A 26002-nucleotide genomic window follows, 5' to 3' on the forward strand; every position below is an offset into this window, starting at 1 on the left:
AACTTTAATTTTTTTGAACAGAAATTTTTTCGTGCAGATATTGAAACATTATAAATAGCAGAGGAATAACAATTACGCCTAGCACTATACCTGAAAGCATGCCCATGGCAGAGCTTACACTGATGGAACGGTTACCTACTGCGGTACCCCCGGTGGCCGTCATGAGCGGAATCATTCCAACGATAAAGGCAAGAGAGGTCATGATGATTGGCCTCAGCCTTGAACGGGCGCCTTCAATAGCTGCATCTACAATAGTTAAACCAGCCTGGCGTTTCTGAATGGCAAATTCTACAATCAGGATCGCATTTTTGGCTAGCAAACCCACCAGCATGATGAGGCCGATCTGCACGTAAATGTTATTGTCCAATCCAACTGCCTTGATACCAATAAAAGCGCCTATCACACCTGTAGGAATGGAAAGCAGCACCGAAAGCGGTAAGAGATAACTTTCGTATTTTGCAGCAAGAATAAAAAATACGAATAGCAGACATAGCCCTAAAATTATAACTGTTTGGTTACCGCTGGCTTTTTCTTCCAGGCTTAAGCCCGTCCACTCATAACTATAATCAGCAGGCAGTTTTGATAGCGTTTCTTCAACACGTTGCATAACCACCCCATTGCTTACACCAGGCGCCCCGGTAACGTTGATATTTAAAGAGTTGTATAGATTGTACCGCCCTACCGATTCTGGCCCGTATACTTTGTGCAGGGTTACCAGCGTAGATGCCGGAACCATTTGTCCGTCTTCACTTTTTACATAGATTTCCTGAAAAGCATGGGCATCCATTCTGAATATTCCTTCCGCCTTGATATTTACCCGGTAAAATTTACCAAACCTGGAGAAGTTCAGCGACTGGTCTCCGGAAAAATAATTTTGTACAACACCCAGCAGGTTACTGACACCAACCCCCATTTGTTTTGCCTTATCTTCGTTCACTTGCAGTTCAAGCTGAGGATAATCGGCCCTGAAAGTGGTATATGCCATGGCTATTCCCGGCTTCTTTGAAAGTTCCCCGATAATCTGATCGGCCTTTTGTTTAAGCTGTTGTGGATTACGTCCCATACGATCCTGCAAGGCAAATTCAGCACCACCCGTAACACCATAACCCTCTACAGGCGGCATCCGAAAAGCCATTACAGTTCCACCCTTAACAGTAGTAATGGCCTGGTTAACCTGGTTCATGATCTGATTGATATCTTTTACTTTACCCCGCTCCCTGATAGGTTTTACGGTAACAAAACCCATTGCATAGGATGGTCCTGCTGCATTACTCAATAAATTAAAACCGGTAATGGAGGTATTTTCTCCCACAGCTTCGATTTTGGCAAGTTTGTCGCCAATTTCTTTGGTTACCTGGGTAGTGCTATTGAGCCCTGTCCCCGGCGGCATGGATAGCGCAAACATGAACATTCCATCATCTTCCTCTGGTACAAAACTTTTCGGGGTGGTGATCATCAACCAGGCCGCCACCCCAATCGTTAATGCGATAAGCCATGCTGAAATCCATTTTTTTGAAATTAAAAACCGCAGCCCAATGATGTATCTATTCGTTAAATGATTAAAGCCAGCATTAAAGGCGTTAAAAAAGCGATCCTTAAGTCCAGTCGGCTTACGGTGTGCTGTAGCTTTACCACCCTGGTGATTGTTTTTTAACAGGATTGCACACAAAGCAGGCGTAAGCGTAAGCGCATTAACAGCTGATATGACAATAGCGATGGCCAGGGTATAGGCAAACTGTTTGTAAAAAAGTCCGGCTGATCCGGACATAAATCCAATTGGAATAAACACCGCTGCCATTACAAGGGTTATCGATATTACGGCCGCGGTAATCTCACTCATTGCAGCTTTTGTGGCTGCACGACCGCTTAAATCTGAAGTTTCCATCTTGCTATGAACCGCTTCAACCACGACAATGGCATCATCCACAACAATTCCAATGGCCAGCACCAGAGCAAAGAGTGTAAGCACATTTATAGTAAATCCTAAAACTAACAAAAAGAAAAAAGTTCCAATAATGGCCACCGGTACTGCTATAGCAGGGATGATGGTTGATCTGATGTCCTGAAGAAACAGGAAAACAACAATAAATACCAGGATAAATGCTTCAATCAAGGTAGTTTTAACCTGGTCGATCGAGAGATCGAGTTTTTCTTTTGTACTTAAAATCTTAGAAAAATGAATTCCCGGCGGAAAAGTTTTTTCCAGCTTTTTAATTTCAACATCAACGCCCTTTTCAATTTCATTTGCATTCGATCCGGTTGTTTGGTTAATCGCAATAGTTACCGCATTACGGTTATTCGATTTATTGGCTCCAGAATAACTAGTTGATCCAAATTCCACTCTAGCCACATCCTTCAGACGGATGACACTTCCGCCATTTCGTTTAACCACCATGCGTTCGTAATCCTGAACCAGGTTTTTCTTTCCTTTATAACGAATTACATATTCAAGGGCAGCATCAGAGTCCTCACCAAGTTTTCCCGGGGCAGCCTCAAGGCTTTGGTCTGCAATAGCATTAGAAACATCTGCAGGTACAAGTCCCAACGAAGCCATTTTACGTGGATTGAGCCAAATACGCATGGAATAATCTTTCGTACCAAATACCTGTGCCTGGCCTACGCCCGGAACACGTTTGATCTGTGGAATTAAATTGATATTGGCATAGTTTTGCAGAAAAAGCTCATCATATTTTTTATTGTTGTCAGTATACAGATTAAAAATCATGATCATACTATTCTGCTGCTTTGAAGTGGTTAGCCCATTACGGACCACTTCCTGCGGAAGAATTGGTGTGGCCTGTTGTACCCGGTTCTGCACATTAACCGCAGCCTGGTCTGCATTTACACCCTGCTTAAAAATGATGGATATGGAAAACGAACCATCATTTGATGCTGTTGATTTGATGTACTGCATGTCTTCAACACCATTAATCTGTTCTTCCAGCGGAGTAACTACCGAACGGATAACAGATTCACTGTTTCCTCCGGGATAGGCACCAGAAACCATTACCGTAGGCGGAGAAATATCCGGAAACCGGGTTAGCGACAGGCGTGTTAAACCGATTACACCCAAAATCACGATGACAATGGAAATAACGGTTGCAAATACCGGCCTATCTATTATTTTTTGTAACATAAATTTCAATGAAAAAATTTTAAGATTTTACTTTGATCTTTGGTTTTACCTGAACGCCATCATAAAGCACATCCATACGGTTGATGGCAACCTTTTCCCCATTTTTTACACCCGATCTGATAATATAGTCATCACCACTTTCGGCTTTTATTTCAATAGGAATCATTCTCACCATATTGTTATCAGCCAGGCGATAAACAAAAAACTTATCCTGTATATCTTTAACTGCTGCTTTAGGAACTAATAGCACATTCGATATAGATTCTTCTATTACCACATTGGCCGAGCCTCCAGAACGCAAAATTCTTTTTGGATTATTGAATACCGCTTTCATGCTTACTGTTCCGGTTATCCGGTCAACGTTTCCACTGGCAATCTGCAGCTTACCATTTTCGGGATAATACAGCCCGTCGGCTGTAACCAGGCCAATTTTCGTTTTGGCAGTGCGATCGGGATTTCCGGAATGCAGGCGCATAAATTCTGCCTCACTAACCGAGAAATAAACATATACTGTACTGATATCTGAAAGGGTGGTTAGTGGAGTAGCATCAGTTGCTGAGATCAGGTTGCCAACCCGATTCGGAATCCTGCCTATATAGCCACTTACGGGTGCTTTGATCAGTGCAAAACCAGCGTTTATTTTAGATGTTCCAACATTGGCTTTCGCCTGGGCTACCTGTGCATTCGCTGCCTGCAGGTTAGCTTCAGCCGTCTTCAATTGTATTGGCGACACCACGCTTCCGCCAACAAGTGATTTCATTTTTTCTACTTCGATCCGCGCGTTAACCTGTGCTGCAATTGCAGCCTGCAAGGCGGCCAGACTGTTGCTAACCTGTTCCTGAAAAACATCTGACTTGATTTTAAAAAGCGACTGTCCTTTCAGTACATAATCACCTTCTTTAACAAATATTTTTTCCAGGTAACCGCTCACCTGTGCTTTGATATCAACATTCACGAGCCCTTCTATATTGCCTGGGTACGTTTGTTTAACTGTTGCGATGCCAGGATTTAATGTAATAAAATCAGTCTCCCAAGCCTGCGACTGTACTGTAGAAGCATTTTGTGGCCCTTGGCTACACCCTACCCATAATAAAGAGATACAGAACCAGCTCAAGGTTTTTTTTGTTATGCCCATTTTCATGATAATCTTGAAAGTAGAAACAGGTCCTATTACCTGTTCGGCTACAAAATAAAGCCCCATGAGGAAAACCCTTATTTAAAATGATACTCAGGTGTTGAAAATAGCAGCTCAAACGTAATATATACGCCCTGAAGCGAACACCCTTAAGGCCTTTTATACTGAGAAATAGCCAATACACATCCATTATACTTTGGTATCCGATTAAAACAGAGATTGAACGGAACATGAACTGGCAGGACTAATTTTAATATTTTCCTCTTAATTGAAATGAATCAAGTATCGCCTTGAGCAAAATCAATAGAATAGCAGTTTGTAAAGGAGAATTTAGTGCATAGACTTTATTAGTTAACAGCATGCGATAGCTAAACCACTCCATAACTTTCTAATAAGTTATTGATCGTTTTATCTGTTTAGGGCATAAACAAGCTAAGCGTGCTGTGCTAAGCATCAAAAAAACCGGAAATGGAAATATTAGAAATTAAGCTTTTTTTGAAAATGTTCCTGCCATTAATCGATAGAACTAAAAGCCGAGCAGCACTAAGATGCCTGTTTAGGCATACCACAGCGTTAAACATACGTAAAGGAGAAACGCTCTTTCCGAAAAACACCTTCAGCACCGCTGGCCAGATTATTGTGGTATGCAGTGGCCTGGTTAACAGTTTTTTGCAGGATGACGAATTTGGCAAGATAAACGTATGGCTGGGACAGGAAGGTAGCATCTATATTTGTCAAGGTCAGAACAGTTCCAGGCCAGAAAATCTAAATTTAGAGGCCATAGAGGATGCCATCGTTTTTCTAATAGATTATGAAGACCTTGAAACCTGCTATAAATCACATCCCGAGTTAGCTGAATTATTCTATTCCCACCTTCTTCCCTGTGCCATGAACGATGTTAGCGAAAGAAATATAATTTTTCGTTTACCTGATGCAGGCTGCAGAATTACGCGTTTTCGAACATTTTATCCGGGACTGTACGAACGCCTGCCAAAAGAACTACTTCTTTCTTACGCTTTATGTGGATAATCGCCGAAATTGCCAGAATCAGTCCTTTTAATTGTATCCAAATGAGCAAGATAAAGAGAATCGGTACGGTGAAAACACAATAGAGAACCAATCAGCAGAATAGCTGCTCCAGCTTTGTCTGGCGTTTTTGCCTGCATTAGTCATATACATTTTTTAAACGTTCAACTTTTTTTAAAATAATATCGTTTCCATCCTTTTCAATAAGGCCTTCTTTTGTAAAATCGCCGAGGATTCTGCTAAGGGTTTCTGATGCAATTCCAATAACATTCGCAAGGTCGGTTCTGGGAAGTGTAAGCCGGGTGTTATCAGATACATTACTTTCCTTTTTCGCCAATTTAACAATGGATCTGGATACCCGTTCCCTTACCGTGGCATGAGCGAGTTCTAATGTCTGTTCATCCCTTTCGTGTACCATTTTCGCTAGTTTTTTAGCCAGAAAATTTGTCACTTCCGGGTGCTCCTGAATCAACTCGTTAATAATCCCTAAAGGAATAACCACTACCTGTGCATCATCAACAACCATTGCAGTATTTGACATGCGTGACCCGGCAGTAAAATCCTGAAAACCAAAATAATCACCTGCGTAATATAATGCCGTAATCAGTACGCGGCCTGAAGAATCTGCTATAAAAGTTTTTATTTTTCCTGAGAGTAAGTAATAAATCCCCGTACAAGGTTCGCCTTTATAAAAAATTATCTGTTTTTTTTTAAAAATTCTTGGTACTAATGTTTGTCGCTTGGCATTCAACCAGAAAAGACCATTATCCATGCCCGTAGGACTTTTTTGCTGAAACTGCTGTTGGAGAAAAAACTCATACTGAAGTCGTCTTTTTCTCAACCTTGCCTCCACCTGGTTAAATAACTCCGCATCGTCAAAGTCGCCAATGAGAAAGCCATCGGCACCAATTTCCATCAATCTTCTTATCGCATACTGATCATCTCCCTTTACAATCATCACTACAGATATGCTCACCGTATCAATAAACTTGTTTACCATCCGCAGTACACCAAACCCATCAATCCCGTTTAACTCCATGCCGCAAATAATCAGATCTATGGGGAGGTTTCTGATCAGCTCCATAGCCTTTTTCCCATTATCTGTAAACTCAACCAGGTATTTACCTGTGACCAATATATCGGAAATCTTCGCCCTGAGCTTGGCGTCCTTTAATATAATCAATATCTTAGAGCCTTCCATTTGCATGTAATTTTTCCAACAGAAAACCATTTGCCCCTGTTAGGTATCGAAGTTTGTTAATTGTTCCTTATCCGGCTGTTACAGAAAAAAGCATTACCTAGCCAAAGCATTTAATCGCTTTGAAAATGGGTATAACAGGGAATTCCTAGTAAAAGCATATCATCCCAAAAGGGCTATCTCATTACCTTAGGTCAATAATCAATCATTAAAGCCACCAAACTGTGTGCATTTTGATAGCAATTTTGTATTAGAAGGAAAAACATAAAACAAAGGCCTGAAAAGCACCTGATAATTAAACGTATCGATTGAGACATTAAAAATCCATATCCGTTACATTTTTTTTTCTTTGTGATCGCGTTTATGGTAATCACATTTATTTCAAAAGGTTTGCATTGCATTAATGTTAAAGACTTAGGGTAGATATTCTCAAAGGTTGTTAAAAAAATAAAAAAACCTCTTGATCATCATCAACTAATGGGTTGAAAAAAATCAAACAGAAATATAAGCATAATACAATTTATTTTAATAAATCGTTTTTATTCGCGTATTTTTTCAGTTCTTTAAATTTTTTGCTGATTCAAAAGTTGAGCCCTGTAGAGATCAAATCCTTAGCTTTCAACGGGAATAACAAATCACATATAACTGAAAATGAATATATTATGAAAAAAAAACCTTAAAAAAATAAATCTTCTTATTTCAGAAAATGATTAAAGGTAAAGACTAAAAAGCCTGATCTGGATGATTTTGGTTGTTGGGAAGGTTAGAGATTAAAAACCATCATCCTGAATAGCTTGACCGTAAAGCATACGCGATACTAAATTTAGGGTTTATAAGATCCCTAATGTACCTGCTACCCGAGCGATCCAAAATGTGGAAACTGAAGCTATTCCAACCGTATGGAACCGTTTTGATGACCTTATCGAAAGATTTGTAAGGATATTTTTAAAACATATGATCATTGGTTACACCCGACACAGGTTAAGTCAACGAGGCAACTTTTTAAAAATTATCTTATACAAATAAAAACCCCAAAAGCTAAACTAAAGCCTTTGGGGTTTACTATTTTTGGAACAGCCTGTTTTCATTTCGTTATTGAAAACCGGCATATACTATTGCATTCAAATCTAACCATTATGGTGTATAAGTACCGCTGAATTCTGTTAAACCATCTTTACGCATGGCTTCGATAATTAAGCAGGTATAGGCAAAATCCCAGCTTGTTGTCACCTCTGAATTCTGATTAAGACCATAAGGCCAGTAATGCTGGCTATCGCCACTAAGCTGGGCAGTACTGTCATTTGTAATCAGCCTCAATATAGCCGTTACGCTAGGCGCCTGAAGTTTACCATTAACCAACGTATTCCACCACCATGAAGAAGTTCCTGTACCTAAAGTGTGCGAGCCTTCATGGAGCATTGTGCGGAGATTTTGATAGGAAGAATTGGTTCCAAAACGCATCCAACCCTGATTGTTTGCGTCAGCTGTTGGTACACCATCAACATAATTGAGATATACGTGTTTAGTAACAGAAGTATAGTTATTAAAATACCAGGCTGCACTATCAATAGCAACCTGCAGCCTGCTATACGCTGCGAGCTCTTCCGCTCCAGGATTTTGAGATTTGTTAAAGGTATAGGTGAAGTTACCTTTTGCAATGGTTTTAAAGATCACTTCACTACTGTAACTTACTCCTTTTGCATTAATGGCATAAGCCCGGGCGTAATAGGTGGTTTTTGGCGTCAGGTCTTTTAAACTCACCCTAAATTTACCAAGCCCTTTATTACTATGCTTCACTTTACTACTATTAATGGTAGGATTTGATGTGGAAGCATAAACAATTCCCCGTTCTGTTATGGCATCACCACCATCTGTTAACACTTCAATATCTGCTGCTGCCACAGTAGAACCTATAATATACATGGGAGAAAAACCAAAGGTAGCGCTGGCTATGCTAGCGGTAATGAGCTCGATTTCATTGCCATAAGCAACTCCTGCTTTATTCACAGCAAAGGCTCTAACATAATATTTAGTTGAAGCTGTAAGCCCTTTAATTTCGCTGGTAAACGTACCTGATCCACTCACACTCACTACTCCGGATTTATTGTTATCCACTGTTGGTTTTGGAGATGTACTCCAGCAAACCCCCTGGTCGGTAACAGGCGACCCGCCTTTGTCGGTTATCACTCCCCCACTCATGGCAGAAGTGGTGGTAATATTTGTAAAATTGCTAGTGGTAATTGTAGCAATGGAACCATTTGACTCCGTTTTAGGTGTTGTGGTTTCAGCTACTTTTTCAGTCTTTTTACATCCGCCGCATAAGGCGAGAATAAAACATGCCACAAGAAGATATTTTGATTGAGTGTTCATTAATAGGTATTATTAAAGATTAATAATTTAGACAGCCTTAACAGAATTAAATATATCCTGTTCAGCTTAAACTGACTAATATTAGTTGGTCAGACTGGAAGTTATTTTTATATAGCGTTAATAAGGAAGAATCGGTTAATAAATAATGAAAGCGTATCAAAAAAAGAAAAAATATTCCATATACTTAAGAGAGACATTAATCAACGATTAAAATAGCTAGCAGGCCCTATAAAAAGCCTGCTAGTCATTTTTTTTACAAATAAGCTTGTTTAATCAGTTTAACACTACCAACCTTAATGTATTGACCGGTATTTGCTATTGAAACGGCGAAACCTATAGATACAGTAGTTTGCTGTGCAAGTGTAAAGTCTAACTTACCATCTGAGATATTTGCAAAAGCTATAGATGCTGAAGAAATATCACTAACGTTTGGAAGTGTATTTCCTGCAGCAACTGCAATGAATCTTGAACCTCCACTATTTTGATCTATTCCGCTCAAACGGAAGCTGTAAGTACCAGCCGGAAGCGTGATTGTCTGATAAATCAATCCGTTAGTAACCGGCGTAGTGATTCCCCAACCAGATTCGAATGATAATACGCCGACACCTCCACGGTACTCATAACCACCGTAACGATTACTGTTGATATTCTTAGCGCCAGAGCTACTAATCCAGTCAGCTAGTGTACCCCATCGTGAACCATCCCAGGTATCTCTATTAAATGGCCCGGTATTTTTAAGATAAGTTGAAGTCAAATCCTGTTCTACGTATCGTGGGACATAACGGTCAGCAAAGTCCGTTTTAAAGGTATCTACGCAAGTGGTATCAGGTAGGAATAATGTTCTATATTTAATACTAGAACTTGTTTTAAAGTTTGTTAACGTAGTACTGGTCGCATCAATAGGGGCCTTTATGGTTACTGTTTGGTTACTGTTATTCGTATATTGTACTTCTGTAGCAAATACTCCTGTTAACCTATCCATTCCGAGCCAGTCAATTTTTGTTACCCCGTCCGAACCAGTTTGTGCTAAACTTATGCCTCTGTTACTTAGGGATGCTTTGTACCGATCTCCATAAGACATACCGGTTTTGTTTACAGGAATCGAACGATTTCCATCCTTATCATAAGTATAAATGGTAAAACTTTGCAAGCCCTCTGCTACATTAGGAACAAAGATAGTCAAGCTGTCTACTGTATTCTTCTTAACTACCGGAATAGATAGCGAGTCCTTGAAATTATTCCAAAAAACTTTACACAAAACTACTTTTGGATCAGCAAGAAATAATGCCTTAAGTTGTACCCGATTATTTCCAGAGCTAATTTTAACAGAATCAATTTTCCCGGGATATGAAATTTCCCCGCCAGCGACATATTTTTTATAATCGTCAGCCTTAGTACAGGCTGCGAAAATGCTTACAACCGCAAAAAGGGCCGTAAGTCTCATCAGTTTTATTTTGTTAAACATATTTATAGTTTTATTGATGAATTTAACCTTACCTCGGATCTCCGTAACATTGTAATTCTGCAATACTCATAAATGTAGTACCTTGCCAATTACTGATGGACTTAATACGGATATAGCGAACCTTCTTCGTGTTACCTGCGGGGAATGTATAACTGATACCCGCATTAGCGAAGGCATAATCTTCTGCTGTTTGCACACCATATGCACTTCCAGAAGGTTTTGTAGAATCGAAAGTCCCTAAAAGGGTCCAGTTATTGTAACTACCATCACTTGGTGGGTTATCACTTCCCCAAACTTCAAACTTCTTAAGATTTCCCCCATAATAATATGTTCTTCCAGCATTCAAATATTCAGGATAATTCCAGATCACAATACGACTCATTATTGCAGACTGACCCAAATCGAAAGTTACCCATTGGGAAGTTAATGTACCGGTACTGGTCAATGAAATATTTGGCCAGTTGATGATATCACCATCCCACATTTTGGATAATCCGGTTGATGAGTACTGTTGACCAACATCAGTAGGTAGGTTAACTGCCCTATATAAATTCTTGGCTAAAAGTGATTCGTACAATGGCTTTAAAGTTGTATACAAAGTATCTGTATAATTCAACCATCTATCTCTTACCGTAACTGCAAATTTCTGGGACGTTGTATCCAAACCCCTGATCGACTTATCGATATCAATTGCAGAGGTATAAATGTTGTTTTTTGGATCACCAACGTACTTACCGTCTTTAAATCTCAACACTTCAATGGAAAGATCTGCTTTCGCAGGATTTGTTGCTTTAAAATTCAAACCAGCGAAATCAGGAAGAACTTTTAAACTTCTAAAAACTCCCCAAATTGGATTTTCTAAAGGTTTGATTTTAACTACTACAGGCTCTGAAGCAATCTCACTTCTATTTACTGCATATAATTTGATCTCATGTAAATCTGTATCTCCAAAACCCTCAACCAGCAAAGAATTGTTATAGTACGAAGACTTTACTTCCATTTGTTGACCATTCTTAAGACTATATATTGCTTTTACATAAAGCAGATCTTTGTCTGAAGGCAGTTTATACGATAACTTGGCATTACCAGGTCCACTTTCTACAGTTACACTACTTACCTGACCTGGAGGCGTTGTGTTATTTTCAAGTGGTGTTAATTCATCCTGCTTGCAAGAATACATTAAGGAGATACCACTAATAAAAACAAATAGTAATTTATTTAATGCTTTCATTTTTATAATTTTAATTATCATTTACTACCATCCTGGATTTTGAACCAATTTTCTATTCACTGTTAAATCATACGTTTGTATAGGCCATAAATAATCTCTAGGCGATATAAAATTTTGATTAAAGATTGTTCGCACACGATAATATTCTTCTGAAGTTGGTTGATAAATACTCCAGCCTGTAATGGCCTGATTAAATAGTTCAGCCGCCCTCTTCCAACGTTTAATATCCCAGTAGCGGCTTCCCTCAAAAGCCATTTCGATCATTCGTTCTTGTTGAATGATTTGACGCATACCATCTTTTGTAGTATATTTCGTTGGACTGGTTGAGTAGCTTGACCACGATACCTCTACAGATTGTAAACCTGCTCTGGAACGGATTCTGTTGATATAATCATAAACTTCCTGAGAAGGAACACCTAAGCTTTCATTTAAGGCTTCGGCATACATCAAATACAGATCTGCCAATCTAAGTTCAGGCCATGCATAGGATCTGTAGGTTACATTATTTTCAGAATGTGCCATATTCCAATCCACAACCTTCTTAACAAAATAGCCCGTTTCATTATACCAACCAAAGTTATTAGCTCCTGATATTTGATTAGATTTCGCTTCTACGGTATATGTGCCTTCATCGGTATTACCTGGACTATCATATTTAAAAAAGGTACTGCCATCAAAGGCCAAATCAGCATAAAAACGCGGTTCTCTGTCGAAATTCAGCCTTGCAGTAGTATAACCCTCTTTGATATAAAATCTTTCAGCTTTAACAGCCTTTCTCAACGAATAGCGGTTGGTAAAATCAAGGGTTTTATCTTCATTTAATGGAACACCATTTTTAGTGTAAAACATCTCAGCTATTTTAATCGGAGGAGCCAATTGCTGTCTGGCCTGGCCAACCGGAACAGGATTTGCGCTATTTAAACGTGGCATTGCAACAGTTTGCAAGAATCCTGTTGTACTATTCGGATTACCCCATACCGTCTCAGAGTTAAGCCCAAAACGCTCTGTAACCGCCCCTTTTATAGTTAACTGTCTTTTAGTAGAGTCTGAAATTTTCAATGCTGTTGTACCCGGGAACGTATAAAGTTTGAAGCCCGCAGCTTCTGAGGCATCAATGGCAGCCTTTGCCGCATCAGCGGCTTTTTTCCACTTGTTTGCATCATAAACAGTATTAAATAATGCTACGCCATCGTTATCTTTAAAACCTACATAATCTGAATTACCATTAAACAACGGACTAGCTGCTGTTAATAGCAATTTCGCTTTTATGGCTAACGCAATCGGTTGTGTAATACGACCCAGCTCGAGCGTTTTATCTCTTATACGTTGAGGTAAATCCGGGGTAGCCTCATCTAACAAGCCAACAACATAATTAACGCAATCATCAAAGGGCATGCGCTTAACCTTTACCTCATCTTCAGAAGCACTGATTGGAAGATTTTTATCTACAATAGGTATTGGACCATACATCCTCATCAGCAGAAAATTATAATAGGCTTTCAAGAACTTAACTTCAGCAATCCACCGTTTACGTTCATCTAATTGTAAATCCGGAATCTTTGTTTCATCTGATACGTTTTCCAGAAAGATATTACAATTTCTAATGGCCTGCCAGTAATTTTTCCATAACCCTCTGTCACCCTCACTCCATGAATTGAATAACGGAGAAGCAGCATTTTGATTCCCCCGGGCTATTCTCCACCCTGCTGAAATAAATTCACGTTCATCCAAAAAATGTCCATATTTCATCACCAGTCATGTACCCCATATTGGCCAGGGGATTTCCATTTGACGGCATAAAGGAATAGCAGGTAAACAAATATTTTTCTGCCTCATTTCTTAGACTAAAAGCATTGTCTAGTGTCGCTACGTTATCTGGAACAATATCCAAATATTTCTTACATGATACTAAAGATAAAGCAAGCAAAAAAACAATAGCACTAGTTCTAATAACACTTGTTTTTTTACTGGTTTGAATCAAAATATTTTTATTTTTCATAATTCTACAAATCATCCTAAAATTTCAAATTTAGACCTACGTTATAAACTACCTGCAACGGATAACCTATTCCATTACCTCCCATCTCCGGATCCCATAATTTATAAGCGCTTAAAACTGCCAGGTTGGTGGCGTTCAAATACAGTCTTGTTGTTTTTATACCCCATTTCTGTTGTAGCTTGTTTGGAAGATTATAGCCTATCTCTGCACTTTTCAATCTTAAAAAGCTACCGTTTCGCATCCACCATGTAGATGTAGGTAAATTATTTTGTACATATGTGCTGCTTAAACGTGGCCAAAACGCATAGCTATCTCGATTTTGTTCAGACCAATGGCTATCTGCAATTACTTTTAGCAAACCGGTTTGTATTGCATTGGCGTTATCAGTAAATTGATTATTTATCATTTCACGCCCTAATACAAATGGGGCAATATTATATGGATTAATGAAGAATGATGAACGAGCAGATCCCTGAAAAAATAATGAAAAATCGAATCCTTTATACCCAACGGTACCGCCAAAACCATAGATAATTTCTGGCGCAGTTGGTAACCCTATAGGCACCCTGTCAGCATCGGTTATTAAACCATCGCCGTTCACATCCCTATATTTGATGTCTCCACCACCATAAGTTAATCCGGGTACTCCACCCAGCTGAACAGGCGAATTTTTCGCTTCCTGATCATCTATAAACAATCTCTCTGCAATTAAACCGAATGATTGCGAAGCAGAGTTACCGGCAACATAGCGGTATGCTTCATTACTATTGTAACTAGGTTCATCAGCAATTAGAACCTTACTTGCAGCATAGGTAAAGTTTCCTCTCAATTGTAAAGATATTCCATTGCTAAATGTTTTGTTATAATTGGTGTTGAAATCCACACCTCTACTCTCCATTTTGTTGGTATTGGCGCGAATATTAGCCTGTAATCCCATCGTACTTGGGATAAATGTACGTGAGGTTAAGATGTTGGATCGGGTTTGCTTATAAACCTCAACAGTAAAGTTCAGGTCCCTGAATAAGGTCAAATCCATTGCAAGATTTAGCTGTTTGGAACGCTCCCAGGTAATTAAGTTATTTGGATATCTTGAAACCGAGATACCTGGTCTGTAATATCCCCCATCTTCACCAAATTGTGCGCCATAGCTGCCATTTTCCATTTGCACTGAAGAAAGATAAAAGAATCTATCAGTAGATGTTCCTATTATATCATTACCAGAAAATCCATATGTACCTCTGATTTTTGCTGACGTGATTACCTTTTGAAGCGGTTTAAAAAACTCAGCATTTGAAATGAAATAACCTAAACCAAACGAAGGAAAAAATCCAAAACGGTTGTTTGGTGCGAAACGTTCGGTTCCATTATAACCGAAGTTAAATTCTGCAAGATATTTACTATCGTATGTATAGTTAGCACGGCCGGCTACACCTTGATTACGAGATGGCAAAGATGATTGCAAGTCTCCTGCATTACCTGATAAAAAGTTTCTCATGGTCGTAATTACCATGGCACTCACATCATGCTTTCCAAATGTCCTCGCATAATTTGTTGCTAGTTCAGCATAAAATATAGAATTCAAATCCTTTGAACCTTGTGAATAATCAAGATATTCGGTTCCAAGAGGCCTAACCAATGAAGTATTTCCACCGTTTAATAAACTTAGTGAGACACTACCGTCAGGTTGTGCGGTTGAAGAATAGTAAAAAGGATTATATCTTCTTGAAACATCAAAATAAGAGTACCTGCGTGCATAAGTCATAAAGCGAACGTTCAAGCCGGGAGTAAGATCTTTTAAATCTTGCTTTATTTCGATCTGTGTCTGTAATGTAGAAGAATTCCGGTCCTGATAACCTCTTACCATTTCAGCGTAAGGGTTCATGTAAAGATTTCCATTAGGCGAAATTACGTTACCAAATAACGGATGTTTAGCGTAAGGCTGATAACTAGATGGGTAAACAGCCGGAAAGGCCACAGGATTAGACCATAAAGCCCTGTTAAACGCCAGTCCTCCACCACCCACTGGCCCGGTATAATCATCAAATTGACCAGATACCAATACGTCGGCCGTAGTAGTGTTAGTTAAATTAATAGTTACATTAGAACGAACAGCATAATTTTTCAATTTAATATTACTGTTAAAATTATTTACGTCATCTACCTTTAACACACCATTATCAATATTGTATGTACCAGATAGATAATAAACAACTTTAGAGCCACCGCCTGTGATGTTTAAATTAAATCTTTGATTAAGTGTATATTTTTTAATTAGTTGATCTATCCAATTATTATTTGGGTATAAAAGCTCATTTTCGCCGGCAGCAGTAGCATCTATTTTATTGCGTTGATATGGCAATTGAGACAGCCTATTACGTGTTAATGCACCTTCATTTGCCAGGTTCATATAAGTCACGTTATCCGCAAATTGGAAATTTCTGGTGTTACTTGAAACAGAGTTCTCTGCCCGGAAGCTAAACTGGGTTTCTCCGGCCTGACCTCTTTTAGTTGTGATTAACAACACTCCGTTTGCACCCCTAGCGCCATATACAGCTGAAGCCGCAGCATCTTTCAGCACACTGAACGTAGCCACATCATCCGGTTGTAAACGGGCCAAGTCGTTTTGAGTTGATTCCGCACCGTCAATCAAAATTAAAGGGTCTTGTTTTCCTGCACCGAATGTGCCCAAGCCTCTAATGAAAAAGGAAGCATTATCTGATCCTGGTTCTCCGCTTCTTTGGAAAGCAACCATACCTGCTACCCTACCAGCTAACATGGTAGTTAAGTTACTGGTTGGCCCTTTTAATTCTTTCGGATTGATTGTCGTAATAGAACTTATTAAACTCGCCTTTTTCTGCGTCCCATAGCCTACTATTGCGACATCCTCAAGTGAGTTGGCATCTGATTTAAGCGTAATATTAATCACATACGTCCCATCAGCTGATTTCTCATAATCTGCAACTGTTTTTGTTTGTGGTTTGTAACCCACCAGGCTAAAAAGCAATTTACCTGACCTTGGTAATTTAATAGTATACCGCCCCTGATCATCTGTGGATATTCCACGAACTGTTCCAGATACCTTAACGTTTACCCCAGGTAAACCGCCTACGGTATCCTTAACTACCCCTTTAACGGTAACCTCATTTTGTGCAGAGGCGGTAAAACAAAAGCCCATGAACATCAGTATGCCCACAAGCGTTCGGAATACGCCTCCACGGAAAAACAGGCAGCCCGAAATTTGAGCTTTCTTTTTGTAGATTTTTCTCATTTTTTGATTTTAGTTTGAAATTGTTTGTTTATTAGTTTATTCATGAGCGTACCAACCATCATACAGTAAACCGTACAATGACAGATATTCTTACTTTGCAAAACTCGCCCGAAAGCTTTTCCTAGTTAAAAAAAAGCTTGATGATAATTTGGCAGCAATTACCTCAATAGAGATAATTGTAAGCAGAGGTTTAGTTGAATGTTCTTGATAGTCTGGTTTTCTTCATATGTTCAATAGTATATTTGGTTGTAACAAATTAACCACTAAAATTGGCATATGAGTGAGGGGCAATATGGTAATTTTTAGGGGCCAAATTAATAAGATAGCTGTTGAAGTACCTAAAAAACCCGTATTATCGAATTATAACGATAATGTTAAACTAATTTGTCTTAAACATTATCACTAGCAGGTTTTGTTTATAGCGCACGTAAATCCGTTCCGTTTACGGCTGTTGAACACTGGCATCTTCCGGTTTGTAGTATCCATGATGATTTTATATGATACTATCGGACGCATGGTAAATATGGGCAAATAAACGATAGTCCCTGAGATGGTTGAGATCAATTCCGGTATACTCATTTTTTACCGTAGGGCAGAAAATTTTTCGATCTAATTTGTCAAACACCGTATACTTCAGTCCATCGTGAAAAGTTACGATATACTTTGTAAACCATTTTGTAATGGTCTTGTTGTTTCTATCTTTGTAACCGGCCTCGCACTGCCGCTTTTGCAAACCGAATAATTTTCAGAAATAAAATTTCTGCTTATAAAAATTCGTTTTGGAAATAATAGTGCCTTTAAAAAAAGCTAAATACAAAAAATCAACATGTCTGACGAGAAAATAATATTTTCAATGGCAGGGGTAAACAAAATCTACCCGCCACAAAAACAGGTTTTAAAAAATATTTACCTTTCTTTCTTTTACGGCGCCAAAATCGGAGTAATCGGTTTAAATGGCTCTGGTAAGTCATCTCTTCTAAAAATTATTGCCGGCCTGGATAAATCTTACCAGGGCGAAGTTGTTTTTTCTCCCGGTTATTCGGTTGGTTATCTGGCTCAAGAGCCGATCCTTGATCCGGAAAAAACCGTTCGCGAGGTAGTTGAAGAAGGTGTAGCAGAAGTTACGGCCATCTTAAAAGAATATGAAGAAGTGAATGAGGCCTTCGGTTTGGAGGAAAACTATTCTGATCCGGATAAAATGGATAAGTTAATGGCCAGACAGGGCGAACTGCAGGATAAAATCGATTCTTTAGGTGCCTGGGAAATTGATTCAAAACTGGAAAGGGCCATGGATGCTTTACGTTGCCCTGATCCGGATACTAAAATTAGTGTGTTATCTGGTGGGGAACGCCGCCGTGTGGCTATGTGCCGTTTATTGCTGCAACACCCTGATGTATTGTTATTAGATGAGCCTACCAACCACTTAGATGCCGAAAGTATCGATTGGTTAGAGCAATTCCTGCAAAATTACGAAGGAACGGTAATTGCCGTTACCCACGACAGGTATTTCCTGGATAACGTGGCCGGATGGATTTTAGAGTTAGACCGTGGCGAAGGTATTCCATGGAAAGGGAACTACAGCAGCTGGTTAGATCAGAAAGCAAAACGTTTGGCACAGGAAGAGAAAACCGAAAGCAAACGTCAGAAAACTTTAGAGCGAGAGCTCGAATGGGTACGTATGGCACCTAAGGCACGTCATGCAAAATCGAAAGCACGTATTGCCAACTATGATAAATTAGCTTCGGAAGATGGCAGGGAAAGAGAAGAGAAATTGGAACTCTTCATCCCTCCGGGTCCACGGTTGGGTAACGTGGTTATTGAAGCCACGAATGTTAGCAAAGCTTATGGCGATAAGGTGCTGTTCGACAATTTGAACTTTTCCCTTCCTCCGGCAGGTATTGTTGGTATTATCGGGCCCAATGGTGCAGGTAAAACCACCTTATTCCGTTTAATTACCGGACAGGAAGAGGCAGATGCCGGTACTTTCCGCGTAGGTGAAACGGTTGAGTTGGGTTATGTAGATCAGATGCACAATGATTTAGATGCCGAGAAAACCGTTTACGAAAACATTACTGATGGCTTAGACAATATACAATTAGGTACCAAAGCCGTTAACGGCCGTGCCTACGTTTCAAAGTTTAACTTTAATGGTGGTGATCAGCAGAAAAAAGTCGGCATTTTATCAGGTGGTGAACGTAACCGCGTGCATTTAGCCATTACCTTAAAAAAAGGAGCCAATGTATTGCTGCTGGATGAGCCAACCAACGATATTGATGTAAATACTTTACGTGCGCTGGAAGAAGCTTTAGAAAACTTTGGCGGCTGTGCAGTGGTAATCAGTCACGACAGGTGGTTTTTGGACAGGATCTGTACACATATCCTGGCTTTCGAAGGGAACTCTGAAGTTTATTTCTTTGAGGGGAACTATTCTGATTATGAGGAAAACCGTAAAAAACGTTTGGGCGATGTAACTCCAAAACGCATCAGGTATAAAAAATTAGATTAATAAAAAGTCCCGACGAAATCGGGACTTTGTTGTGATGCGTAATTTTGAAAGCTTTCTATATCTGTCATGTTGAGCCTGTCGAAACGCCTTTTATACCTTAAAAAGATTCTTCGACAGGCTCAGGATGACAATTTTGCTTACAATTTATGCAGGTTGAAAAGGATTTGGTCTTTGGTTTTCTTTCGCTTTGCGTTTGCCCCTGAAAAAGAAATACAGGTTTATGAACAGCATCATCCCTAAGTAAATGGCAAAACCACCAATTTTAGCACTCAGAGTCTCAATTAAATTAAAATATCTAAGTCCAAAGGTTATACGCATTGTTTCGGCTTTATTAACGATTACTCATTGCGTTGAGAATGACATAAAAGAATTTGATCTTTAATCTACGACGCGCAATTTTTCGAATCATCAGCCAATGAACTAATGCCCCAATGATCTTTCTAGTGCCAGTTTTTGAAAGCCCTTTTTACCGCAGCGTCGGTTACCTCTTCCATTATTTTATAACCTGCAAGGTTAGGATGAACACCATCTACCGTTAGCTCAGCGCGCTGACCTTTTCTTTCATCCACCAAAGGTGTCCAATAATCCAGAACAGTGTAATTCCGCTCTTTGCCATAGGCTTCAATTTGTTCATTTAGCTTCACAATACTATCGGCTGCTTTAATGCGCTTGTTCCATGGATATTCGTAAACCGGAAGATATTTACAAAGTATAACCTTAATATGATGCAGCCTTGCCAGTTCTGCCATAGATTTAATATTATCCATAATCTTATCTATGGTAACATGGCCAGTGTTTCCTGCAATGTCATTACTACCCGCCAAAATAATCACCGCTTTTGGCTTCAGGTTAATTACATCCTGCCGGAAACGGATCAGCAATTGTGGCGAAAGCTGGCCACTTATTCCCCTATCCACATAATTATTCCTGTTAAAATATTCAGGATCTTTCTGTTTCCAGAATTCGAAAATAGAACTTCCCAAAAACACTACTCTTTTTTCTCTTTTGGCTGGTAGCGGTAAAATTTCATTTTCTTTCTGATACTTCGTTAAAGCAGCCCAATCATCGCTAAAATTTTCTTTTTCAGCTTTGGTGTTTAATGAGTCTGCTTGCTGATTTTGGGCAAACGCAACATGACCGGAAAGCAATAAAACAAAAAAGAGGAATTTATTCATAAGGTAAAATTGGATAAATGTAATCAAACCTTAAAACTAAATAATCTGGATTTAAGTATTTATTCTTCAGCATTAATGTTACTGTTTAACCTGCTGTTTTTATTACCAAAATGCCTCAGGTTATAACTTAATGTTGCCTGTATAAAGCGGCTGATGAACCTCGTCCTGTTCTCTGAAATGGAATTATTGGTAATACTGGTACTAAACAGCGCTCCCTGGTTAAACAAATCATTCGCCTGAACAGAAAATAACAGCCTATTGTCTTTCAGAAAAGAAGTATTCAATCCCAAATTTACCAATAATGGATTCCCGGCATATAAACTATATCCAAAATTTAAACTTTTAGACGCTGATGCATTTAGCCTGAAGTATTTACCGGGAATCCAGCTTGCACTTCCGCTTAGCGCCACAACCTGCACATTTTTAATGTTCTGGTTCATTACCGAATAAGTATTGGAACTGAAACTGTAAGATGCACTTGTATTAAAATTATATTTTTTCTGGTTAAGGTTAAATTTTAGTGCATTGGAAACATTGATACCTTTGCTACGGTTCAGCACATTATCGGTATAAAAAACATTGTGGTTGTAGGCAACATTACCATCGATAGATAAGGAAAGTCTGTTATCCAACAACCTTTTATTAAAAGCATAATTTACGCCAATATTGTAAATACCGTTTACATTTTCATAGGTAGTCTGCTGTTTTAGGCTGTTTAGTGTATCCCTGAGAAAAACCGTATTGCTCACCACATTGTTAATGGCAAAAGTACCTGATAAATTAGCCATCATGCTCAAACCAGATTTAAGTCCAAATTTATTATAACTTAAATCAGCCGTGTGGCTTGAGGTTGCCTTAAGATCAGGATTACCAATAATTAGGTTCTGTACATCATTATTGTTTCTGATGGGTTGCAGTTTATTAAAATCGGGTGAACTGGTATAGCCGAGGTAGTCAAAACTTAAACTTTCATTGTCTTTGATCTGGTAACTTAAATTCGCCAAAGGCGAAAAATTTAACTGATAGTTTTTAAGTTTCTGCCCCGTGTCCCGGTACTGACCAATAATGATACTTGGTGAAAAATTAATCCCAAAATTATAACTAAGCTGGTTTTTGTTGGCATTATAGCCAATGCTGATATTCTGATTGATGAAACTCGAAACGTAATCCTGCCCAAGCGAATCGACTACAAAACTGTTTCCCAATGGATGGTTAACCGTAGTTGTTTGCTGGTTACGGCTCCTGCTCACCATAAACCGATAAGATACATTGATGAAATTGTATCCGGTACTATCAGTCGCTTTTTTTAAGGAATTTGAAAACTGAATATTACCGCCAAAATTGGAACTTGAAGCATTATGTTCCACCAACCGGTTTAAAATTGAATCTTTAAGCAATATATTGGTCGTTTCATTATAATACCGGATCATATCGTTAATGCTGCTGACGGTTTTCCCACCATTGGTACCAAAGTTAATGCCCATGGATAATGAGCGTTTATTATTGGATAGCCGTCGCGACCAGTTGATGCTTCCATTAAGATTGGGATTGTTGTTCCTTGATCCTGAATTAGAACTGAGGTCCTGCCTGATTATTCCGCTTTTATTTGAAGTGGAAGATGCTTCATTCCGGGTATCAGCCAACGCGCCAGCAAGTGAAACATTGAAGTAGTTTTTTGCAGTTGAGCCGTTTAAACCAAGGTTAATGTCATTTGTTAATGAATTGGAATGGTTAACGCTTTCTCTTAAATCATAAATGGTTCCTTGCGGATTAAATGTTTCCAGGTAATTACTCTGAACAGATCTGTTGGTTCCATTGCTGAAATCGTAACTGCCATGAATACTAAATTCTTTCGAAATTTTGTCTCTGATATTGCCATTTAAAGCACCATTGTTCAACGTAGAAAATTCATTATTGGTCATACCATACCGGCCACCAAAACCTATTTGCTTGTTGTTTTTCCATACGTTTCCCTTAGCGCCCAAATTATGTGCATTACTCGTTGCAGAATTTAGATCCACGCCACCAAAAATACCTTTGCCGAGTCCTGGCTTGGTAACCAGATTTAACATTTTTTGTGGTGTACCTGTTTTAATACCGGTAAAATTGGCTTCATCACCATAATCTTCAATAACCTGCACCTTCGCAATGATATCTGCAGGCAATTGCCTGATGTAATCTTCTACGTTATTGGTAAAAAAATCTTCGCCGTTTACCCGAAGTTTGATCATTTTTTTCCCCATAGCGGTAACGGCCCCTTTCGTGTCAATCTCAATACCCTGCAGTTGCCTGAGCAGATCTTCTACCTTATCATTTTCTCTAACCGTATATGCTCCTGCATTATATTCAATGGTATCTTTCTTGATTTTGATGGGATCTACTTTTACTTTAACCTGCACATCCTCCAAACGAATTGTTTCCGTCTGGAGCATTATCGGGTCTAAAACAGCATTTTTTTTTAACGATTCAATTTCGTAAATAGAATTAAAGGGCTTATAGCCCAATGCAGTAACGGAAAGGTAAAATTTTGTTTTAGGTGTTTTTACAAATGAAAAGTACCCCTTCTCGTCAGAATTTGTACGGAGGGTGTCTTGATCAGTAATCAATCTAATGCTTACACCTTCAACAGGCTTTTTCAAAGAATCGATTACATGGCCACTTATTTTAAACTGAGACTGTGCGAGAGCGTTAAAGGAAAATATGATCAGTATAAAAAACAATAAAAAGCATAAATTATTGCTTTTTTTCATCCCTGGGACCTCTTTTGTAAATGACAAGACCATTTAAAAAATTACGCAAAATCTGATCGCCGCAGGGTTTAAAATTCTCGTGATCTTCATTTCTGAAAATATCGCCCAGCTCCGCCTTGGTTACCTTAAATCCAACAAGGTCACAAATAGTGATAATATCATCTGTTTTAAGTGATAAGGCTACCCTTAGTTTTTTTAATATATCGTTGTTGCTCATGCAGTTTGATTTATTGAATGATTGCTAACCGGAATGTTAATGTTAGAACGTTTTAAAATTGAAATGTTGCAAAGTTGGAAAAATTTTAATTAAGAAAATGAAATTTGACATAACGTCTGTCCAATGAGCCAATCACCAATTAACTAATGAACCAATAACTAATTAACCAATGATCAATGACCAACCAACAAACAGACTATTAAATCAAAAACCTCAACTCGCTATTTCTAATTTAAGCTTCTTACCTTTTATTTTTTCGCCATTTAGTTTTTTTAACAATTGAGTAACCTTGCTCCTTTTTACCGCAACATAGCTGGTGGTATCTTTTACTTCAATCAACGCTAAATCATCTTTTCCTAGATCCCCCTTTTGTAGAAACAGGCCTACAATGTCAATTTTATTAATTTTATCTTTTTTTCCGTGTGCCAGGTATAAGGTTACCCAGTCACTTGCCTCAGGTAGTGCATAATGATCGTCTAAAACCTCCTCTTCCACGTCGTCAGGCAGATACTTATAGTTTTCTTCAGTGGTTAAAATAGCGTATGCAGTTCCTTTGGCATACATACGGGCCGTGCGGCCATTGCGGTGAATATAGGCATCTTCGGTATAGGGCAATTGATAATGTACAATGTATTCTACTTCGGGGATATCCAGGCCACGGGCGGCCAGATCTGTCGTAATTAAAATCCGATGGCTGCCATTTCTGAATTTCAGCAATGCCTTTTCGCGATCCAACTGCTCCATTCCACCATGAAAAACATCATGTCCTAATCCATTCTCGAACAGTAAATCACTAATCCGGTCTACCGTTTCCCTGTGGTTGCAAAAAACCAATGTGTTTTTATTGCCGATTTTACTGAGTAACCTAAACAGATAGTCTAGTTTATCGGCTGCTGGTACTACTACTTTTTTGAGTTTTAAATCGGGTTTTGCTTTGGTATTTTTTGAAAAATCAACCTCAACAGGAGCATTTAACTTTACAAAAACCGGAATTTCTTCCATTTTGGTAGCGGAAGTGAGTATGCGCTGTTTTAGTGATAGCAGTGTACCAATAATGTACGACATATCATTTTCAAAGCCAAATTCCAGCGATTTATCAAATTCATCTAAAACCAAGGTTTCAATAAAAGATTCGTCAAAGTTCTGATGTTCCAAATGGTAAGCAATCCTGCCTGGTGTTCCAATCAAAACAGACGGTGGATGTGCAAGGTTATTTTTCTCTACCCTTACCGCATGACCGCCGTAACAGCAATTTACTTTAAACTTTGTACCCATTTGTTTAAAAACCTGCTCAATCTGTAGGGCAAGCTCTCTTGACGGGACTAAAACCAAAGCCTGTACGCCATTTACACCGGTTTTTAAATTGAAAAGCAATGGTAATAAAAAAGCCAACGTTTTCCCTGAACCCGTTGGCGCTATTAATATTACATCTTTTCCAGTCTTAGCTGCTTTTAAAGAAGCTTCCTGCATCTCGTTAAGTGCAGAAATATTCAGTTTTTTTAAGGCATTTTCCATCATTGCGCCATAAAGGTAATCATTTCTCCTCAGGGCAAAAATTGCCTGCCTGGTTAGGCTCTTAAAAATTTTCTTCGCAGCTTACGAAGCGTAGAAAAATTAAGTCTCTTATCCAGCAACATTAACATTCTGCCGCGTTTAGACATTGAAGACAATACCTTTTCATTAACGGCATCAACTGAAGATAGAATTCTGTCAGTAAGTTCATCTACAAATTTATTCGCTCTGCTATTTTGCAATAACTGGAGCTCTTGAATTAATTCTGCTCTCATAATCAACAAATTTAAATGAATGTATAAATAATTAACGGACCGGATAATGATTTGTTTCGATAATTTAGATTTGATGTGGATTATTATCACTAACTTGTTGATAACTAACTTTTTGTTAGCAAATAAACAACCATCACTTAACACTTATTTAATTTATAGCACTTATTTTTATAAAAACCTGATTACCATTTGTTAACCTCAAAAAAACCAGTATATGACGTGGAAAAAATTTAGTGGTGAAATCATTCAGTCTTCAATCCTGGAAGAAATAGAAAATGCGATTATCAGAGAAAGTGAAAAAGGTTATAAACTTAAAGTTTGTATCGGTACCGATTCGCAGGTTAAGGGCGCAATAACCGATTTCGCAACCGTAATTGTACTTTTAAGAGAACATCATGGCGGATTTATGTACATCCACCAGGAAAAAAGTACGCAGCAGGTGAGTATTAAGGAAAGAATGCTGATGGAAGTACAAAAATCTATAGAAACGGCATATTCCATTTGCGATTTACTTGATATCTACGATGTGGCGCTTGAAGTACATGCTGACATCAATACCAACCCATCATTTAAATCAAACAAAGCATTAAATGATGCTATGGGCTATATTTTAAGCATGGGTTTTATTTTTAAAGCTAAGCCTGAGGCATTTGCCAGTTCTACCTGTGCTGATAAAATGGTGCACTGATAGGGAATGGGTGTGATGGAAAAGGGATACTAAGTTATTCCGGAAGTCCGG

Annotated in this window: 17 protein-coding genes; 3 read left to right on the forward strand and 14 right to left on the reverse strand. The window is 38.7% G+C overall.

Annotated features, from left to right (window positions below):
- Positions 1-4: 4 nt before the first annotated feature.
- Positions 5-3136, reverse strand: a complete 3132-nt coding sequence (locus ACIQXP_RS08010) for an efflux RND transporter permease subunit (RefSeq protein WP_387505164.1) — start codon at positions 3134-3136, stop codon at positions 5-7.
- A gap of 19 nt (positions 3137-3155) precedes the next feature.
- Positions 3156-4337: an efflux RND transporter periplasmic adaptor subunit gene (locus tag ACIQXP_RS08015; protein WP_293744384.1), complete on the reverse strand. Its 1182-nt coding sequence runs from the start codon at positions 4335-4337 to the stop codon at positions 3156-3158.
- Positions 4338-4739: 402 nt separating this feature from the next.
- On the opposite strand from ACIQXP_RS08015, the gene ACIQXP_RS08020 reads away from it, so the two are divergent.
- Positions 4740-5300, forward strand: a complete 561-nt coding sequence (locus ACIQXP_RS08020) for a cyclic nucleotide-binding domain-containing protein (protein ID WP_293744383.1) — start codon at positions 4740-4742, stop codon at positions 5298-5300.
- Between the two features lie 136 nt (positions 5301-5436).
- Here ACIQXP_RS08020 and ACIQXP_RS08025 read toward each other — a convergent pair whose 3' ends face one another.
- The 7 genes from ACIQXP_RS08025 to ACIQXP_RS08055 all read right to left on the reverse strand — a co-directional run bounded on the left by ACIQXP_RS08025 (position 5437) and on the right by ACIQXP_RS08055 (position 16828).
- Positions 5437-6498, reverse strand: coding sequence for a cyclic nucleotide-binding domain-containing protein (locus tag ACIQXP_RS08025; protein ID WP_293744382.1), 1062 nt, complete (start codon positions 6496-6498; stop codon positions 5437-5439).
- A gap of 1131 nt (positions 6499-7629) precedes the next feature.
- On the reverse strand, positions 7630-8865 hold the full coding sequence (locus ACIQXP_RS08030) for a hypothetical protein (protein ID WP_387505165.1): 1236 nt from the start codon (positions 8863-8865) through the stop codon (positions 7630-7632).
- Positions 8866-9118: 253 nt separating this feature from the next.
- The gene (locus ACIQXP_RS08035; RefSeq protein ID WP_293744380.1) at positions 9119-10330 is read right to left on the reverse strand and encodes a DUF4998 domain-containing protein; all 1212 of its coding nucleotides are present in this window, start codon (positions 10328-10330) and stop codon (positions 9119-9121) included.
- 28 nt (positions 10331-10358) lie between these two features.
- Positions 10359-11561: a DUF5000 domain-containing lipoprotein gene (locus tag ACIQXP_RS08040; RefSeq protein WP_293744379.1), complete on the reverse strand. Its 1203-nt coding sequence runs from the start codon at positions 11559-11561 to the stop codon at positions 10359-10361.
- A 24-nt stretch (positions 11562-11585) separates the two neighbouring features.
- Complete coding sequence (locus ACIQXP_RS08045; RefSeq protein WP_387505166.1) at positions 11586-13310, reverse strand: RagB/SusD family nutrient uptake outer membrane protein; 1725 nt, start codon at positions 13308-13310, stop codon at positions 11586-11588.
- On the reverse strand, positions 13285-13560 hold the full coding sequence (locus ACIQXP_RS08050; protein ID WP_387505167.1) for a hypothetical protein: 276 nt from the start codon (positions 13558-13560) through the stop codon (positions 13285-13287). Before ACIQXP_RS08050 ends, ACIQXP_RS08045 begins: the two co-directional genes overlap by 26 nt.
- Positions 13561-13576: 16 nt before the next feature.
- Positions 13577-16828: a SusC/RagA family TonB-linked outer membrane protein gene (locus ACIQXP_RS08055; protein ID WP_387505168.1), complete on the reverse strand. Its 3252-nt coding sequence runs from the start codon at positions 16826-16828 to the stop codon at positions 13577-13579.
- Positions 16829-17654: 826 nt separating this feature from the next.
- On the opposite strand from ACIQXP_RS08055, the gene ettA reads away from it, so the two are divergent.
- Complete coding sequence (ettA, locus tag ACIQXP_RS08060; RefSeq protein ID WP_293744376.1) at positions 17655-19334, forward strand: energy-dependent translational throttle protein EttA; 1680 nt, start codon at positions 17655-17657, stop codon at positions 19332-19334.
- Between the two features lie 440 nt (positions 19335-19774).
- Here ettA and ACIQXP_RS08065 read toward each other — a convergent pair whose 3' ends face one another.
- The 5 genes from ACIQXP_RS08065 to ACIQXP_RS08085 all read right to left on the reverse strand — a co-directional run bounded on the left by ACIQXP_RS08065 (position 19775) and on the right by ACIQXP_RS08085 (position 25263).
- Entirely contained in the window at positions 19775-20509 is a 735-nt protein-coding gene (locus ACIQXP_RS08065) for a GDSL-type esterase/lipase family protein (RefSeq protein ID WP_293744374.1), read from the reverse strand.
- 59 nt (positions 20510-20568) lie between these two features.
- The gene (locus ACIQXP_RS08070; RefSeq protein WP_387505169.1) at positions 20569-23259 is read right to left on the reverse strand and encodes a TonB-dependent receptor; all 2691 of its coding nucleotides are present in this window, start codon (positions 23257-23259) and stop codon (positions 20569-20571) included.
- Entirely contained in the window at positions 23243-23476 is a 234-nt protein-coding gene (locus tag ACIQXP_RS08075; protein WP_029287857.1) for a DUF1456 family protein, read from the reverse strand. Before ACIQXP_RS08075 ends, ACIQXP_RS08070 begins: the two co-directional genes overlap by 17 nt.
- 213 nt (positions 23477-23689) lie before the next feature.
- Positions 23690-24994 carry a DEAD/DEAH box helicase gene (locus tag ACIQXP_RS08080; protein ID WP_387505170.1) on the reverse strand — a complete coding sequence of 435 codons (1305 nt, stop codon included), beginning with the start codon at positions 24992-24994 and terminating at the stop codon, positions 23690-23692.
- A gap of 50 nt (positions 24995-25044) precedes the next feature.
- Complete coding sequence (locus tag ACIQXP_RS08085; protein WP_387505171.1) at positions 25045-25263, reverse strand: hypothetical protein; 219 nt, start codon at positions 25261-25263, stop codon at positions 25045-25047.
- A 214-nt stretch (positions 25264-25477) separates the two neighbouring features.
- Between ACIQXP_RS08085 and ACIQXP_RS08090 the strand changes: the two genes are divergently transcribed.
- Positions 25478-25951: a ribonuclease H-like YkuK family protein gene (locus tag ACIQXP_RS08090; protein WP_090986015.1), complete on the forward strand. Its 474-nt coding sequence runs from the start codon at positions 25478-25480 to the stop codon at positions 25949-25951.
- The last annotated feature ends 51 nt before the right edge of the window (positions 25952-26002 follow it).

Source organism: Pedobacter suwonensis (assembly GCF_044762335.1).
In the GTDB taxonomy this organism is placed as follows: Bacteria; Bacteroidota; Bacteroidia; order Sphingobacteriales; family Sphingobacteriaceae; genus Pedobacter.

What these genes read in the sequence shown, in the direction of transcription:
- ACIQXP_RS08035 (WP_293744380.1), bottom strand. Translation starts at nt 10,330, where the DNA reads ATGTTTAACAAAATAAAACTGATGAGACTTACGGCCCTTTTTGCGGTT.
- ACIQXP_RS08090 (WP_090986015.1), top strand. Translation starts at nt 25,478, where the DNA reads ATGACGTGGAAAAAATTTAGTGGTGAAATCATTCAGTCTTCAATCCTG.
- ettA (WP_293744376.1), top strand. Translation starts at nt 17,655, where the DNA reads ATGTCTGACGAGAAAATAATATTTTCAATGGCAGGGGTAAACAAAATC.
- ACIQXP_RS08020 (WP_293744383.1), top strand. Translation starts at nt 4,740, where the DNA reads ATGGAAATATTAGAAATTAAGCTTTTTTTGAAAATGTTCCTGCCATTA.
- ACIQXP_RS08065 (WP_293744374.1), bottom strand. Translation starts at nt 20,509, where the DNA reads ATGAATAAATTCCTCTTTTTTGTTTTATTGCTTTCCGGTCATGTTGCG.
- ACIQXP_RS08070 (WP_387505169.1), bottom strand. Translation starts at nt 23,259, where the DNA reads ATGAAAAAAAGCAATAATTTATGCTTTTTATTGTTTTTTATACTGATC.
- ACIQXP_RS08045 (WP_387505166.1), bottom strand. Translation starts at nt 13,310, where the DNA reads ATGAAATATGGACATTTTTTGGATGAACGTGAATTTATTTCAGCAGGG.
- ACIQXP_RS08030 (WP_387505165.1), bottom strand. Translation starts at nt 8,865, where the DNA reads ATGAACACTCAATCAAAATATCTTCTTGTGGCATGTTTTATTCTCGCC.
- ACIQXP_RS08080 (WP_387505170.1), bottom strand. Translation starts at nt 24,994, where the DNA reads ATGATGGAAAATGCCTTAAAAAAACTGAATATTTCTGCACTTAACGAG.
- ACIQXP_RS08025 (WP_293744382.1), bottom strand. Translation starts at nt 6,498, where the DNA reads ATGGAAGGCTCTAAGATATTGATTATATTAAAGGACGCCAAGCTCAGG.
- ACIQXP_RS08055 (WP_387505168.1), bottom strand. Translation starts at nt 16,828, where the DNA reads ATGAGAAAAATCTACAAAAAGAAAGCTCAAATTTCGGGCTGCCTGTTT.
- ACIQXP_RS08010 (WP_387505164.1), bottom strand. Translation starts at nt 3,136, where the DNA reads ATGTTACAAAAAATAATAGATAGGCCGGTATTTGCAACCGTTATTTCC.
- ACIQXP_RS08040 (WP_293744379.1), bottom strand. Translation starts at nt 11,561, where the DNA reads ATGAAAGCATTAAATAAATTACTATTTGTTTTTATTAGTGGTATCTCC.
- ACIQXP_RS08085 (WP_387505171.1), bottom strand. Translation starts at nt 25,263, where the DNA reads ATGAGAGCAGAATTAATTCAAGAGCTCCAGTTATTGCAAAATAGCAGA.
- ACIQXP_RS08075 (WP_029287857.1), bottom strand. Translation starts at nt 23,476, where the DNA reads ATGAGCAACAACGATATATTAAAAAAACTAAGGGTAGCCTTATCACTT.
- ACIQXP_RS08015 (WP_293744384.1), bottom strand. Translation starts at nt 4,337, where the DNA reads ATGGGGCTTTATTTTGTAGCCGAACAGGTAATAGGACCTGTTTCTACT.
- ACIQXP_RS08050 (WP_387505167.1), bottom strand. Translation starts at nt 13,560, where the DNA reads ATGAAAAATAAAAATATTTTGATTCAAACCAGTAAAAAAACAAGTGTT.